The 13,474-nt window shown below is 55.9% G+C and carries 15 protein-coding genes, 1 tRNA gene and 1 pseudogene; 11 read left to right on the top strand and 6 right to left on the bottom strand.

Going from position 1 to position 13,474, the window contains the following annotated elements; genetic code table 11:
* Window positions 1-8: 8 nt before the first annotated feature.
* Window positions 9-290, bottom strand: coding sequence for a hypothetical protein (locus tag HXY31_RS08795; RefSeq protein ID WP_292642097.1), 282 nt, complete (start codon window positions 288-290; stop codon window positions 9-11).
* 89 nt (window positions 291-379) lie between these two features.
* On the opposite strand from HXY31_RS08795, the gene HXY31_RS08790 reads away from it, so the two are divergent.
* The 3 genes from HXY31_RS08790 (at window position 380) to HXY31_RS08780 (ending at window position 1,423) form a co-directional block, all read left to right on the top strand.
* On the top strand, window positions 380-889 hold the full coding sequence (locus tag HXY31_RS08790) for a hypothetical protein (RefSeq protein WP_292642094.1): 510 nt from the start codon (window positions 380-382) through the stop codon (window positions 887-889).
* Between the two features lie 106 nt (window positions 890-995).
* Window positions 996-1,151, top strand: a complete 156-nt coding sequence (locus HXY31_RS08785; RefSeq protein WP_292642091.1) for a hypothetical protein — start codon at window positions 996-998, stop codon at window positions 1,149-1,151.
* Window positions 1,148-1,423 (top strand): type II toxin-antitoxin system RelE/ParE family toxin, encoded by a 276-nt coding sequence (locus HXY31_RS08780; RefSeq protein WP_292642089.1) that lies wholly within the window; start codon window positions 1,148-1,150, stop codon window positions 1,421-1,423. The genes HXY31_RS08785 and HXY31_RS08780 overlap by 4 nt, the downstream gene beginning before the upstream one ends.
* Before the next feature lie 10 nt (window positions 1,424-1,433).
* On the opposite strand, the gene HXY31_RS08775 is transcribed toward HXY31_RS08780, so the two are convergent.
* Window positions 1,434-2,042 (bottom strand): hypothetical protein, encoded by a 609-nt coding sequence (locus HXY31_RS08775; protein ID WP_292642086.1) that lies wholly within the window; start codon window positions 2,040-2,042, stop codon window positions 1,434-1,436.
* Between the two features lie 212 nt (window positions 2,043-2,254).
* Here HXY31_RS08775 and hyfB point away from each other — a divergent pair, with 212 nt between their 5' ends.
* Genes hyfB through nuoB form a run of 6 tightly spaced genes read left to right on the top strand, consistent with a single transcriptional unit; the run spans window position 2,255 to window position 9,931 of the window.
* Window positions 2,255-4,282 carry a hydrogenase 4 subunit B gene (hyfB, locus tag HXY31_RS08770; RefSeq protein WP_292642084.1) on the top strand — a complete coding sequence of 676 codons (2,028 nt, stop codon included), beginning with the start codon at window positions 2,255-2,257 and terminating at the stop codon, window positions 4,280-4,282.
* Entirely contained in the window at window positions 4,282-5,229 is a 948-nt protein-coding gene (locus tag HXY31_RS08765) for an NADH-quinone oxidoreductase subunit H (RefSeq protein ID WP_292642082.1), read from the top strand. The genes hyfB and HXY31_RS08765 overlap by 1 nt, the downstream gene beginning before the upstream one ends.
* Entirely contained in the window at window positions 5,226-5,906 is a 681-nt protein-coding gene (locus HXY31_RS08760) for an NADH-quinone oxidoreductase subunit K (RefSeq protein ID WP_292642079.1), read from the top strand. Before HXY31_RS08765 ends, HXY31_RS08760 begins: the two co-directional genes overlap by 4 nt.
* On the top strand, window positions 5,899-7,482 hold the full coding sequence (locus tag HXY31_RS08755; RefSeq protein WP_292642077.1) for a hydrogenase 4 subunit F: 1,584 nt from the start codon (window positions 5,899-5,901) through the stop codon (window positions 7,480-7,482). Before HXY31_RS08760 ends, HXY31_RS08755 begins: the two co-directional genes overlap by 8 nt.
* Window positions 7,482-9,146, top strand: coding sequence for an NADH-quinone oxidoreductase subunit C (locus tag HXY31_RS08750; RefSeq protein WP_292642074.1), 1,665 nt, complete (start codon window positions 7,482-7,484; stop codon window positions 9,144-9,146). The genes HXY31_RS08755 and HXY31_RS08750 overlap by 1 nt, the downstream gene beginning before the upstream one ends.
* A complete protein-coding gene (gene nuoB, locus HXY31_RS08745) occupies window positions 9,146-9,931 on the top strand; it encodes an NADH-quinone oxidoreductase subunit NuoB (protein WP_292642071.1) in 786 nt (261 codons plus the stop codon). The genes HXY31_RS08750 and nuoB overlap by 1 nt, the downstream gene beginning before the upstream one ends.
* A 22-nt stretch (window positions 9,932-9,953) precedes the next feature.
* On the opposite strand, the gene HXY31_RS08740 is transcribed toward nuoB, so the two are convergent.
* Entirely contained in the window at window positions 9,954-11,117 is a 1,164-nt protein-coding gene (locus HXY31_RS08740) for a hypothetical protein (protein WP_292642070.1), read from the bottom strand.
* A 129-nt stretch (window positions 11,118-11,246) separates the two neighbouring features.
* Between HXY31_RS08740 and amrS the strand changes: the two genes are divergently transcribed.
* Window positions 11,247-12,311 (top strand): AmmeMemoRadiSam system radical SAM enzyme, encoded by a 1,065-nt coding sequence (amrS, locus tag HXY31_RS08735; protein WP_292642067.1) that lies wholly within the window; start codon window positions 11,247-11,249, stop codon window positions 12,309-12,311.
* 34 nt (window positions 12,312-12,345) lie between these two features.
* A tRNA-Pro gene (locus HXY31_RS08730) sits at window positions 12,346-12,419 on the top strand.
* 14 nt (window positions 12,420-12,433) lie between these two features.
* Here the strand turns inward: HXY31_RS08730 and HXY31_RS08725 are convergent.
* The 3 genes and pseudogenes from HXY31_RS08725 to HXY31_RS08715 form a co-directional block, all read right to left on the bottom strand.
* Window positions 12,434-12,958, bottom strand: a complete 525-nt coding sequence (locus HXY31_RS08725; protein ID WP_292642064.1) for a hypothetical protein — start codon at window positions 12,956-12,958, stop codon at window positions 12,434-12,436.
* Window positions 12,959-13,052: 94 nt separating this feature from the next.
* Window positions 13,053-13,181 (bottom strand): hypothetical protein, encoded by a 129-nt coding sequence (locus HXY31_RS08720; RefSeq protein ID WP_292642061.1) that lies wholly within the window; start codon window positions 13,179-13,181, stop codon window positions 13,053-13,055.
* A 92-nt stretch (window positions 13,182-13,273) separates the two neighbouring features.
* Window positions 13,274-13,474, bottom strand: a pseudogene (locus HXY31_RS08715) (ammonia monooxygenase); the annotation flags it as partial.

The raw sequence follows: 13,474 nt of genomic DNA, 5'->3' as shown, positions 1-13,474 counted from the left end.
CTGCGCGCCTACGACTTGGTTATCTTTAGCGTTACAGTGTCGCCGACCATGAGGTTGAGGCGTCGCACGTCATCCTTTCTTATCAGGATGCTGCCGCCCACGCAATCTCGAAGCTCGTCAACAAGAGGTACCACATGCAAGTGCACGTGGCTTGGGTCTATCTCTGGCGGCTTTGGCACCGGCGGGTTTGGGCTCATGTAATTGAAAGAAGAAGTCAGGTGCTGTGGCTTGTAGACCACACTTATTGAATTGATCTGGACCTTGATCTCTGCAGAATCCTGGCTACTCATGGCATGATTATGCAGGTTTGTCTAATTTGCTTTGCTGGTCGCAAAAAGAAAGGTTTAATGCTTCTTGCAAAGGGAAACCATAAGGGAAATTGTCGTCTTACATCTCCGGCGCGACCTTGGAGAAATCCCAGGACACGGTCAGGCCGGACCAGCCTCTTACGCTCAACCTCAGCTTCAAGATAGAGGGTGCGATAAGGGACGCCTTTGTCCAGAAAAACTGGGAAAAGGCCTACAACAAGCACGACAACGGCTTCCGCATGACAATTGAAGTTGACCTCAAGTCGGGCCGCAAGACGATAATGCCGCTCAAGTTTGTCAGAAAGGCGGCGCTTTTCTGGACGCGCAACCCGAAAATCCCGTACAGGGTATGGGTGTCAATAGTCAAGGACGAGACGCCTTACTACCCGCTCACAGTCGAAGAGGCGCAGTCGCTCCTGTTTGACGTGAACAAGGTGATAGAGTTATCTGGAAAGGATCTGGCATCTGGCGCGCACAGGCTGTCAGCAGACATACGCGTGTCTTGGGGCAGGCACGACTATACCGAGCCGACTGAAATTTCAGGCAAGTCAAGCGAAGTGGAATTGCGGGCAGTCGCGTAAGGACTTGTCGAGCTCGTTTTTATAGTGGAAGCTGCAAGATGGTAGTGTATTGCAGGCGAAGCACGCAAAGAAGGTCTCACGTAATTCTGATAGGAATCACAAGACTGTGACTCGTAAGGCTGTCATTTCAGACAAACGCAGGCTAACTCCAAGCGAGTCTCGCATAGTGCGCCAGAGCGAAAAAGACATCGCCGAAGAAAAGTATAGGAAGTATTCAAGCGTACAGGAACTTTTGGAAGCAATCAAGAACGACACACTTTGATCTGGGCGATACTAGTTTCAGATACCGCAAAGCGGCAGTTAAGAAAGCTCAAAGATTCTCCAAGGTATGAATTATTTGCAAGGGCAATATCTGAACTGGCGGAAAGCAAAGACCCTGCCGCCTTAGGAACCTTCAAGCGTGGATCGGGTCTGAGGTGTTACGCCTACAATGTCACAGGTTCCTTCAGATTGTTATACACAATTGACCGTAAGAACAGGACAATAATATTGCATGCTGCGGGCGACCACAAGCAAGTCTACGGAAAAGATTGATCCTGCGTGGTCAGTCGCTTGCGTACTTTATGTCCACCAGGAACTTTTTGAACTCGTCTGACTCTGTTATCATCAGGTCGATGCTGCGGAGCAGGGTCGCGTAGAAAAATTCCATCGCCTCGTGGCTCCTCTGGCAGTTGGGGCAGATGTTCGTCTGCTTGGTGGGCAGGAACTTTTGGAGCTCCTTTTTCGTACTGAACTGCTCGTATGCCACCTTCAGCGCCTTCATCACCGGCACGCGCATCTCCTCCGTGATGCTGTCTAAAAGTCCGCTCACCCTGAGCGCGGCGTCAAACTCCTCGTCGATACCATATTTGCCCCATGTGCTCCTCTCGCAGACAAACCTCTTCATGCGCTCCCCCCTTGCCTTCTTTTCTCTGGGGTAGAGAAAGACAAACTCTAGCCGGTAAAGCTCCTTCAACGTTGCATAAACGACGCTTGCTGGGATCTTTTCCTTTTTGATTATGTCCTCCGCAGTTATGCCCTGGGAGCCTGCCTGCCTGATGTAGTCCATGATGCGCCAAGTGGTCTCTTTTGACAGGATGTCTGCTTCAAAGTACGATTTTACGGGAAAGTGCGTCAGGTACGTCCTGATGTTCCGTGCCTTGGATGACTGCAACAGCGTCTGCAGGTCCTTTTCTGTTTTTAAGTTTTTCGAAAATCTGAAAATCTGGAAATTCTGCAAAATTGCGTAATCTCTACCCCAATGCTTAAAAGCGGACAGCCAAGATGTCCCGCTGCTGCAACTGAAAGGCAGCTCGAGTGCATCTACCCAAGGAAAAAAGTGTCGAAACTATGATTATTGGAGATGGCCACTCGGTCCTATTCTATTTGGTTATTCTTGCGTTCATCGCAGGCGCGCTTGTGCCGCTTGCCTTCAGGAATAGCAGAAAAGCAAGCGTCGCTTCGTTTGCGCCAGGAGCCGCCGGCTCTGTCCTGACGATTGCACTTGCCGCGTCTATAGCAGTTTCAGGCACGGCGCTTGAAATGCCCCTGCCCTTTGCAGCAGCCGCGACTGAAATAGAATTCCAGTTTTACATCGACGGCATGTCGGCGTTTTTCATGCTCATAATAGGACTTGTGACCCTTGCCGTGTCGATATACTCGATAGGCTACAGCAGCGAGTACCATGAAAAGCGCAGCATAAGGGCGCTTGGCTTTTTGTTCAACCTCTTTGTGCTATCAATGATACTTGTCGTTGCCTCTGACAACGTGTTCTCGTTCCTTGTTTTCTGGGAGGCCATGTCGCTTGCCTCGTTCTTCCTGGTGATATACGAGCACGAAAGCGAGGGCAGCATCAGGGCTGGCATGACCTACATCGTGATGACGCACCTTGGGACCGCGTTCATACTCGGCTCGTTTCTTGCCATGTACTTCCAGACAGGGAGCCTGTCGTTTGACTCGTTCAGAAGCCCCGGGTCGCCCATGCCTGCGTACATCAGGGACATCGTGTTTGTCCTTGCTCTTGTCGGGTTTGGCACAAAGGCGGGCCTCGTGCCGATGCACGTGTGGCTCCCGCAGGCTCACCCGTCGGCTCCAAGCAACGTGTCCGCGCTGATGTCTGCTGTCATGATAAAGACTGCAATCTATGGCCTTGCACGGGTCACGCTTGACTTTGCGGCCCCAAGCTCGCCTGACTCTGCATGGTGGGGCATGCTGATGGTCGTCGCAGGCTCTGCGTCGGCGCTCATTGGCGTGCTTTACGCCGCAATAGAGAAGGACATCAAGCGCGCGCTTGCGTTTAGCAGCATAGAGAACATCGGGATAGTCATACTCGGCCTGGGCCTCTCGGTGGTGTTCCTCTCGTTTGGCCTGCAGGCGCTAGCCGCTGTTGCTTTGTTGGCAAGCATGTACCACTCGCTCAACCACGCCGCTTTCAAGAGCCTGCTTTTCATGGGCGCCGGCTCGGTGCTCTTTGGCACGCACACAAAGAACATGGAGCAGCTGGGCGGGCTTGCAAAAAAGATGCCCTGGACCGCGCTCCTTTTCCTGATAGGCGCCATTGCAATATCCGGCCTTCCGCCGCTCAACGGCTTTGCAAGCGAGTGGCTCACGATGCAGGCGCTCTTGTCGTCGTACCAGGTGCCAAACGTCGCGCTGCAGGTGTCCATCAGCTTTGCAAGCATCGCCTTTGCGCTCACCGCCGGCATCGCGCTTGCTACATTTGTCAGGATGTTTGGCGCCACCTTCCTCTCAAGGCCCCGCTCAAAGGAGGCCGAGCACGCAAAGGAGGTGCCAAAAACGATGATAGCAGGAATGAGCGTGGCAGCCGGCCTGTGCATAGTCTTTGGAATCCTGCCTTTTGCGGCGACCGGCATGATAGCCTCCTCGTTTGGACTTGACGAAAGCGTCGCTTCCTTTAACGTATTGACCGTGCCTTACAGCGTCAGCGGCATAGAGTCCATTAGCAGCATGTCGATGCCTGCTGTGGCAGTGATGATGGGAGCAGCAGGCGCAGCCATCGCCGGCTTTGTGCTTGCTTCCGGCTCGAGAAAGACTGCGAGGAAGATATACAGCACCTGGGACTGCGGGTTTGGAGAGCTGAACGAGCGGATGGAATATACTGCATCCTCGCTCTCGCAGCCCATCCGGACTGTGTTCAGGGCGCTTTACAAGCCGCGGATGACAATCAGCAAGGACCGCTATTCTGACTCCAACCCATACATGAAAAAATCAATGCGCGTCGAGTCGGAAACCAAGGATGTCTTTGAAGACAGGCTCTACGCACCTGCAGTCAAGACCGCGGTCGGATTCTTTGACAGGGTGCGCAGGATTCAGACCGGCAAAGTCAACGCCTACCTGCTCTACGTCATGATTGCGCTTGCGCTGTTGCTCCTTCTGGCGAGGGTGATGCCCTGATGGCCGACGTTGCGACGGTTGCAATAGGCGTCGTGCAGGCAGCAGGAATAGTGGCGCTTGCCCCGTTTTTGACGGGCGTCATGAGAAAGGTGAAGGCAAGGACGCAAAAGAGGGTGGGCGCAAGCGTGCTCCAGCCTTATTACGACCTTGCCAAGCTCCTGAAAAAGGACGAGGTCGTATCGGACCAGAGCTCCTGGGTGTTCCGCGCGGCGCCGTGGGTGATGATGGTGGCAACCGTCACCGCGGCGCTGTTCGTGCCTGCTTTATTGCCGCTCAGCCCCTTTGGCGCCGTGGGCGACGTGCTGGTGGTGCTCGGCCTCTTTGGCCTTGCGCGCTTTTTCACGATGCTTGCCGGTCTTGACGTCGCAAGCGCGTTTGGCGGCCTCGGGACAAGCAGGGAGATGATGATGTCTGCCCTTGCAGAGCCGGCGATGTTCATGACTATTTTTGTCGTGTCGCTCACGCTTGGCGGAACGAACCTCTCAAGCCTGGTGGGGGCGGCCGCGCAGTCGGCCGGCTTTGTAGCGGTGCCAAGCATGCTCTTTGCGCTGATAGCCTTTTTCATAGTCATACTGGCAGAGACCGGAAAGGTCCCGTTTGACAACCCGGCGACGCACCTGGAACTTACCATGATCCACGAAGCCATGGTGCTTGAATATTCTGGCAAGAGCCTGGCGCTTGTCCAGTGGTCGCAGTCAATAAAGCAGCTGATACTGCTTGCGCTTCTTGTCAACCTGTTCTTCCCCGCCGGAATGCCTCCAAGCCTTGACGCCGGCTGGCAGGTCGCTGCCGGCGCCGGGGCGTTTGTGGCAAAGGTGGCGCTTGTAGCCGCGCTGGTCGCCTTCGTGGAAACCCGGGTCGCCAAGTGGAGGCTGTTCCGGGTGCCTGACCTGCTCGTGATGGCAATCGCAAGCTCGATGATAGGAGTGATCTTTTACTACCTATGACGGGGCTCGAGATACTTCCCGCAGACATACTGACCATCTCGTCGGCAGGGCTCCTGATAGCCACGTTCGGCGTGGTTGTAAGGCGCGGGTTTGCAGACTGGCTGAGCGCCTACAGGTACCAGACCATTGTCCTTGCCGGCGTCACTGCAGTCATTGCGTATTACACGGGCGTATGGGAGATCTACGTCGCAGCCGCGCTCACGCTTGTGATAAAGGCAGTCGTCATACCGAGGGTGCTTGTCAGGGTCACGAGGAAAATAAAAGACGAGTTCAAGATAGAGGCAAACCCGTACGTCGGCCTCCGGCTTTCGGTCCTGATATCTGCGCTGCTGGTCGCGCTCTCGTACGCCCTGACGCAGCAGATGCTTTCATCGTCCAGCCTTGACGTCGTTGCGATGACGTGCCTGCCGGTCTCAGTCTCGCTCTTTTTCATAGGGCTGTTTGTCATCGTGAGCAGGAGGATGGCGCTCAACCAGGTGGTCGGGCTCCTCATAATAGAGAACGGGCTATTCCTCTTCACCACCGCGCTCACGCACGGCGTCTCGCTGGTAATCGAGATAGGGATATTTGCAGACATTCTAGTGGGCGTCGTCATCTCGGCGATACTGCTTTTCCGGATAAGCCAGACGTTTGACACGCTTGACATCGGAAGCCTGGAGAAGCTGAGAGATGACTGAGATGCTGACCGCCCTTGCCGACGCGGCGGCGCTTCCCACGGTGTCAAGCGCGCTCTTGCTCTCTATGCTCCTAGCGCCCGTTGCAGGCGCCGTCGCAGTCACGGTCTCGCGCAAAAAAAGGGCCGCAGAGGTGGCTACCGCCGCGTCTGCGTCACTGATGCTCGTGCTTGCAGTCGCCCTGATAGGGGCGGTCATTTCAGAAAAGCGGATCTCTGCGTTTGGCGAGCTGTTCTACCTCGACTCCTTTGGCGCAGTCGTCCTTTTGCCGATTGCAGGAGTCGGCTTCATCTCGTCGCTTTATTCGATAAGCTACATGGGAAGGCAGTACGAGCACGACCTGATAGACGACAGGCGCATAATCAGGTACTACCAGGGATTCAACATCTTTCTCCTCACTATGCTGTTTGTGCCTGTGTCAAACAACATGGGGACCATGTGGGTTGCAATAGAGGCCACGACGCTTGTATCCGTGCTTTTGATAATGCTCTACACAAAAGAGAGCGCCATTGAAGCCGCATGGAAGTACCTGATAATCGCGACAGTCGGCCTGTCGTTTGCGCTCTTTGGCACTGTCTTTTTCTACTATGCAAACGTCACGGCAGGCGCAGACCCCGAGTCTGCCATGAACTGGACCGGCATGGTAGCAAACTCCAAGTTGCTTGACCCAAACATCATCAAGGTCGCGTTCGTCTTTGTCCTGGTGGGCCTTGGCACAAAGGCCGGCCTTGCGCCGATGCACACCTGGCTCCCCGACGCACACAGCGAGGCACCTACTCCTGTCAGCGCGCTCCTGTCCGGCGTGCTCCTCAACTGCTCCATCTATGGCATATTGAGGTTCCACATAATAACCTCCGGCACCTTGGGAGCCGAATTTTCAAGCCAGCTATTGATGCTTCTGGGCGTCGTATCAGTCGGGATAGCGGCTGCGTCGATATACTTCCAGAAGGACATGAAGCGCATGCTGGCGTATTCAAGCGTCGAGCACATGGGCATAGTCGCAGTGGCGGTGGGCTTTGGCGGGTTTTTCGGCATCTACGGCGCGCTATTGCACATCATAAACCACGCGATAGCCAAGCCGCTCATGTTCTTTGCAAGCGGCTCGATAAGCCACAAGTACGAGACAAAGGCCATGTCTGAGATCAGGGGCATAATCAAGTCCATGCCGGTCACCGGCGCGCTCTTTTTGATAGGGGGCCTTGCGATAGTGGGCATGCCGCCTTTCAACATCTTTGTCAGCGAGTTTCTGATACTGAGCTCGGGCTTTGGGAGCGGCCAGTTCCTCCCAAGCGCGCTTGTCATGGCGTTTCTGGTGGTGATATTTGCGGGCTTTATGAGGCACCTGGTGCGGATGGTCTTTGGCAGCCCCAAGGAGCCCGGCAAGAGACTTCCTGCAGGTATGGCAAAGGAGGACGAAGGCAGGCTTGCAGTAGTGCCCATGGTGATACTGGCAGGCCTTGTGGTGGTGCTCGGCTTTTACGTCCCGCAGCCGCTGCAGGAGCTTGCCGGCGACGTCGCGCAGATCTTTGGTCAGGGTTCTGTTGCGGTAAGTCCAGTCGAGGGAGGCGCCTCGGGCTAATGATGTCAGGCGACGTCGAGCACGCCGGCGCCGTAAAATACAGGGCGGCAGTCCTGCGCAAGCTGGGCAGAAAAGCACGGTCCGTCCGTACGCTCAACGGCAACGAGATCCACGTCACGCTTGCCGGCAAGGAGGATGCGCCGGACGCGTGCCACTTTGTAAGCGACGAGCTGAAGACAAAACTTGCCACGGTGATATGCACAGACGAGTGCCAGCAGGGCCGCGGCTTTGTGGTAAGGTACGTCTTTGGCAAGGAAAACGGCGAGGATGTCTTTATTTTCGTGACTGTGAATATCGACGCAGCAGAGCAGTCGTTTCCAAGCGTGGCGCTGCGCATACCTGCGGCCGCGCTATTCGAGAGGGAGATAAAGGACATGTTCGGACTTGTGCCTGAAGGCAACCCGGACACAAGGCCGCTTGTGCTACACGAGCACTGGCCCGGCGACGTGCACCCGCTCAGGAAGGACTTTGACGGGCGCACAAAGGTCGGCAGGGTGGAAGGGCGCGAATACCCGTTTGGAAAAGTCGAAGGGGAAGGCGTGTGCGAGATACCTGTAGGGCCGGTGCACGCCGGCATAATAGAGCCGGGGCACTTTCGGTTCAGCGTCCTGGGCGAGAACATCGTCAACCTCGAGACGCGCCTTTTCTACACGCACAAGGGTATAGAGAAACTTGCAGAGACGATGAACCTTGACAAGGTCCTGCTCCTGAGCGAACGGATTTCCGGCGACGAGGCTGTGGCAAACTCGACAGCATACTGTCAGGCAATTGAAAAGGCGGCAAGGGCGGAGGTCCCGCGCAGGGCGCTCCAGACAAGGGCCGTCTGTGCAGAGATGGAGCGCATCTACAACCACCTGGGGACTCTCGCAGGCATGGTGACTGACGTCGCGTTTTCATACGGCGCGGCCAGGCTGAACATCCTAAAAGAAAGGATGATGCGGCTAAACGAGCAGGTGGCAGGAAGCAGGCTGCTGTTTGGCGTAAACAGGATAGGCGGCGTAGGGATAGACCTGAAAGGCAAGGAAAAGCTGGTAATGGACACCACAAGTTCTGTGCTTGAAGACTTCAACCGCGTGGTTTCGCTGCTGAGAAACAAGTCGTCAGTCGTGGACAGGCTGAGGAACACGGGTTCGATAGCAAGGAAGGTGGCCGGCGACCTAGCGCTGGTAGGAGTTGCCGCAAGGTGCGCAGGCATAGACGACGACACGAGGCGCGATCACCCCTACGGCATCTACGGGGAACTTGACATCGACAAGCACCACGACACGCCACAGCACCTGATGGAGTACGAAGTCGAGATGCAAAAGAGGAGGGGCGACGCGCTGTCCCGCTTTGACGTGAGGGCAGAAGAGGTTGTCAACTCTGCAGGAATCATAGTCAGAATAATAAACAACCTTCACGACGGCGAGCTCGTCGTTCCTGATGTCCGGGACCGGCTAGAGCCTTACCGCCACGCCCTGGGTTACGCCGAGTCGCACAGGGGTCAGACTATGCACTGGGTGATGATAGGGGAAAACCGCGACTCGCTTTTCCGCTACAAAGTAAGGACCGCGTCGTTTGTGAACTGGCCGGCGATAGAGCAGGCAGTTTTGAGCGACATAGTGCCCGATTTTCCGATAGTGAACAAGAGCCTGGATCTCTCTTATTCGGGGAATGATCTTTGATGGCAGAAGACAAAAGAGACATCTTGGGCAACAGCGTTGAAACCCTGCGGGATCCGCTCAAAGGCGACCGCGCGCCGCCAAACTACCGCGGGAACGTGTCGCTTGCAAGTGTGCCAATTTTGCCTGAAAAATACTGGCAAGTGGAGGAGGCCTGCGCGTCGCGCGCAATCGGGATGGCAAAGGAGCAGATAACGCTTGACATGGGCAAGTGCATCCTGTGCGGAAGGTGCGGAGAGGCAGCTCCTGACATTTTCAAGATTGGGAGCAAGTATGCGCCGCCTGCAAAGACAAGAGGGGACCTTGTTGAATCCTCTGGCTCCGAGGCCGACAAGTCGTACGAGGCGGTGGGAAAGGAGCTGAAGGAGAAGATAGGCAAGATCCTTGGAAGGTCGCTTGCGGTACGCGAAGTTGACGCCGGCTCGTGTAACGGCTGCGAAGTAGAGATAACCGCGCTCAACAACCCGGTATACGACATAGAAAGGTTCGGCATACATTTCGTCGCGTCGCCCAGGCACGCAGACGTGCTGCTTGTCACGGGCCCTGCGTCAAGGAACATGGAAGTGGCGCTGAAAAGGACGTACGAGGCGACGCCGGACCCAAAGATTGTTGTCGCGGTGGGCGCGTGCGGGTGCAGCGGCGGGATATTCGGAGACACCTGCGCGACCACGGGCGGGATAGACAAAGTGGTTCCAGTGGACGTGTACATACCGGGGTGCCCGCCGAGGCCGGAGGCGCTTTTGCACGGGCTCTTGATGGCGGTTGACAGGATAGGCAAGGCCGCCTGAGCACACCAAGATTGCGCCCTGGTTAGCCCAAGTCCCTCAACTTGTAGGACCTGAAAAACACGTCGTTTGCGTACCCTGATCCGTCGTCTCCCTCTTCCCACAGGACGTAAACGTGCCTCCTCTCAACGGCAATCTGGGGGTCGTTTGTCCAGTTCGCCGTGCCTGCGGTGGCTGCCTTTTCAAACTCGATGCCATTCTTGTCTCTTGTCAGGATTTCGGTATTTCCCGACGTATAGTTTGCAAGCACCAGGTACGCGCCGGTCCTTGATGCCGCAACGTCTGAATCAAACGACTGGTTACCTTCTGCCTCGCGGATCACACTAAACGAGTCTCCCCTGTCGTCGCTGACTGCTGTGTATGTGTTGAGGGTGAAGTAAGGCAGTCCTCTTTCCACGTGCCAGACGGCGTACACGTGGTTCCTGTACGCGGATATCTGCGGGTCTCCAAAGTAGCCACCGATCCCCTGGCTGAGGATGACTGTCGGGCCAAACGTCGCGCCTCCATCGCCGCTCTTGGCAAAGAGCACGTGCTGGTACCTGTAGAGGTACGGACAGTCGCATATAGACGGCGGATAGGCTCCCTCCACCCAGAGAAGGTAGACGTTCTTGCCGTCAACCAGAATCCTCTGGCCGCCAGAATACTTGACATCAGGATAGTGCACCTCTATGTCGCTGTCTTCAATCACAGTCACGTTGCGAAACGTCCTGCCCACGTCTGTGCTCTTTGCAAACTGCATCTTGCCCTCTCCAACGGGATACACTGCATACATGATGCCATCCTGTATGGCAATGCTTGCGCCTGCAGTTACGCCCATCGCCACTTCGTCGCCAAAGTGCCTGCCGGCATTTATGACCTTGAAGTGCGTCTTGCCATCAGTGCCGTCGTAGAAAAGGAACACCCTTTTTCCATCGGCAGCAAGCCGCGGATTTGAGCCAGACTCGGGCGCCGCAATGTCTGTGACCTGACTGCGCGTTATCTTTTTGATCATTATCTCGCCTGTGCTCCGCTCAAACCACGTCGCATAGGCGTCGCCGCCTGCAGCTACGATATCCTTTCCTGATTTCGGGCCCGGGCTGTTGCTCAGGTTGATCTTGTCATCGGTGGAAAAACCCGACGCAGAATTTGCGGCGCCGGCGGAAAGCGAAATAACAATGAGGGCTGCAAACAGGGGAGCCTTGTATAGCACGCCTTTTTCTGGCGGGCTGCGCTTATCTGCATTGCACATCCGTCTTCTGTATCATTGCTACACCTGACCAGATGCCAAAACGGCGCGATAGAATGTGGGTTTATAAGATTATAACGCGAATTACTCCCGGTGCAGACAGAGGTACCCGGAAAGGATGCAGAGCTTGGAATCGCGCTGCCAAACGGCAGGGTAAAGTGCACTGCCTGCGCCCGTTATTGCGAGATTCCTGAAGGCAAGATAGGACTCTGCGGCGTCCGGGGCGTCGTCAATAACAAGCTGCGCCTGTTCGTTTATGGCAGGGTGATAGCAGGCCACGTCGACCCGATTGAAAAAAAGCCTGTCACGCACTACCAGCCCGGCTCGGGGATATTTTCGATAGCGACGACTGGCTGCAACTGGCTCTGCAAGTATTGCCAGAACTATGACATTTCGCAGAGGCGCAAGGTCGAGGGCGCAGAGATGACGCCCGAGCAGGTGGTCCAGACCGCGCAGAGGTACGGCGCGCAGGGAATCGCCTACACCTACAACGAGCCCTCGATATTCATCGAGTTTGCCCGCGATTGCGGCATCGAGGCGCACAAGCGCGGCATATTCAATATCTTCGTGTCAAACGGCTACGACACGCCCGAGTCTGTAAACGAGATGGGCAGGTTCCTCGACTGCATCACAGTCGACTTTAAAGGCTCGGGCAAGACAGAGTTTGTCCGGCGCTACATAGGGATACCAAGCGCCGACCCGATATTTTCGACGCTTCGCGAAATAAAAAAGAAAAAGATCCACGTGGAGATAACCGACCTTATCGTGCCGCAGGTGGGCGACGACTTGGAGCAGGCGAAAAAGCTGTGCAGGTTCGTGCACGACGAGCTCGGCCCTGACACGCCTATTCATTTCCTGCGCTTCCACCCCGACTACAAGATGATGGAGTTTGGGCCCACGCCTGTCGAGACGCTTGAAAAGCATTATGAGGTAGCCAAGAAGGAGGGCCTCACATACGCATACCTGGGAAACGTGCCGGGTCACCCGCTTGAAGATACCTATTGTCCCGGCTGCAACAGCGTGGTCGTCGGCCGGTACGGCTTTACCATCGACGCGTGGAACCTCGACACGCACAACCGCTGCAAGACATGCGGACAGCAGATACCCATAACCGGCACGCTGCACAAGCAAAAGACCCGCCTGCAGTTCATACACTAGGTTAAAATTGCGCCGGCCCCGCGCCAAGTCTAAGGGGGTCGTTGTCTAGCTTGGCAGGATGCCAGCCTTGGGCGCTGGAGGTCGCTGGTTCGAATCCGGCCGACCCCACTGTTTTCCAAAAATCAGCCGCTTGACTCTGGCTCCGACATGGCGACCTCGCCTCTCATGTCAAGCTTCCAGAAGCGCAGTGCCTTGGCGACTTTAAAGTTGACAGACGCCGGGTCGTCGCCGTCGTGCGGCAGTGGATCGGCCAGCACGGAAGTTATCCTTAAGAGCTGGCTCTTGCCCGCGTCGTCTTTGAGCGTCATAGTTATCCCGAGCCTCCCTGATTTGACGGCGAGGTTTGCCTTGCCTCCGACTATGGAATAGGTCTTATCACCCACCTTGAGCTCGCCCTCTACAACCTTGAAGCTGACAGCGTTGTCGTTGGCCTTGGTGGTCAGCATGTGTATGTCAACCGAGGAGTCCGAGGCGGTCCTGTCCTTGATGTGTGTGGCGGTGCCGCTTGCCATCATCATGTATGGTATGCCCTGGTGGTCGTCATGGCCGTGCCCGTGGCTGTGCGTCTGGGCGCTTGCAGGGACCGCTACACCTGCCGCAAAAAGCAGGAGGATGCCTGCCAGCGCGACGGCCACTGCCCTGAACATGGGACTTGAACCGTTAAAGAGCTATATAATAATGATGTAGAATACTCTCACCACACGCTGGCGCCAGACAAGGCAAATGCGCGAGCTGGTTCCGCTAGCTTGATCCTACCTGAGTGGCCTGCGAGCCGTGAGGCCTTCTGGCCCTGGTGCCGAACAGTATGCCTGTCAGGAAGATCATCACGCCTATCGTCACCGCATACATGTATACCTGCGTCTCCGCCATGCCAATGGGTTAGGCTATTGTCGATGATAAACCTGTCGGTATGGCTTGCGCTGGGTCTTGGAAAAATAAGAAAAAGGAAAGAAAAGGGGAGTTTAATCCCACTTGCTCCACGCGGCCATCCATCTGTATGTCCACGTGTTTAGCTTCGCACCCAACGCAGCGATGGGCACCGTTAGCACTGCACCAGCTCCAGATCCCAGAGCGACAGGCGAGTTGTAGAACTTACCTACCTGGGGCTCTATAGGCGTCATGTACGCTGGCAGCGTCGGTCTCGGATACTTGAAGGCTACCTC

It is taken from the genome of Nitrososphaera sp. (assembly GCF_013388945.1).
GTDB lineage: Archaea > Thermoproteota > Nitrososphaeria > Nitrososphaerales > Nitrososphaeraceae > Nitrososphaera.
The sequence above is the reverse complement of the archived record's forward strand: the minus strand, read 5'-3'. Positions and strand labels throughout refer to the sequence as shown.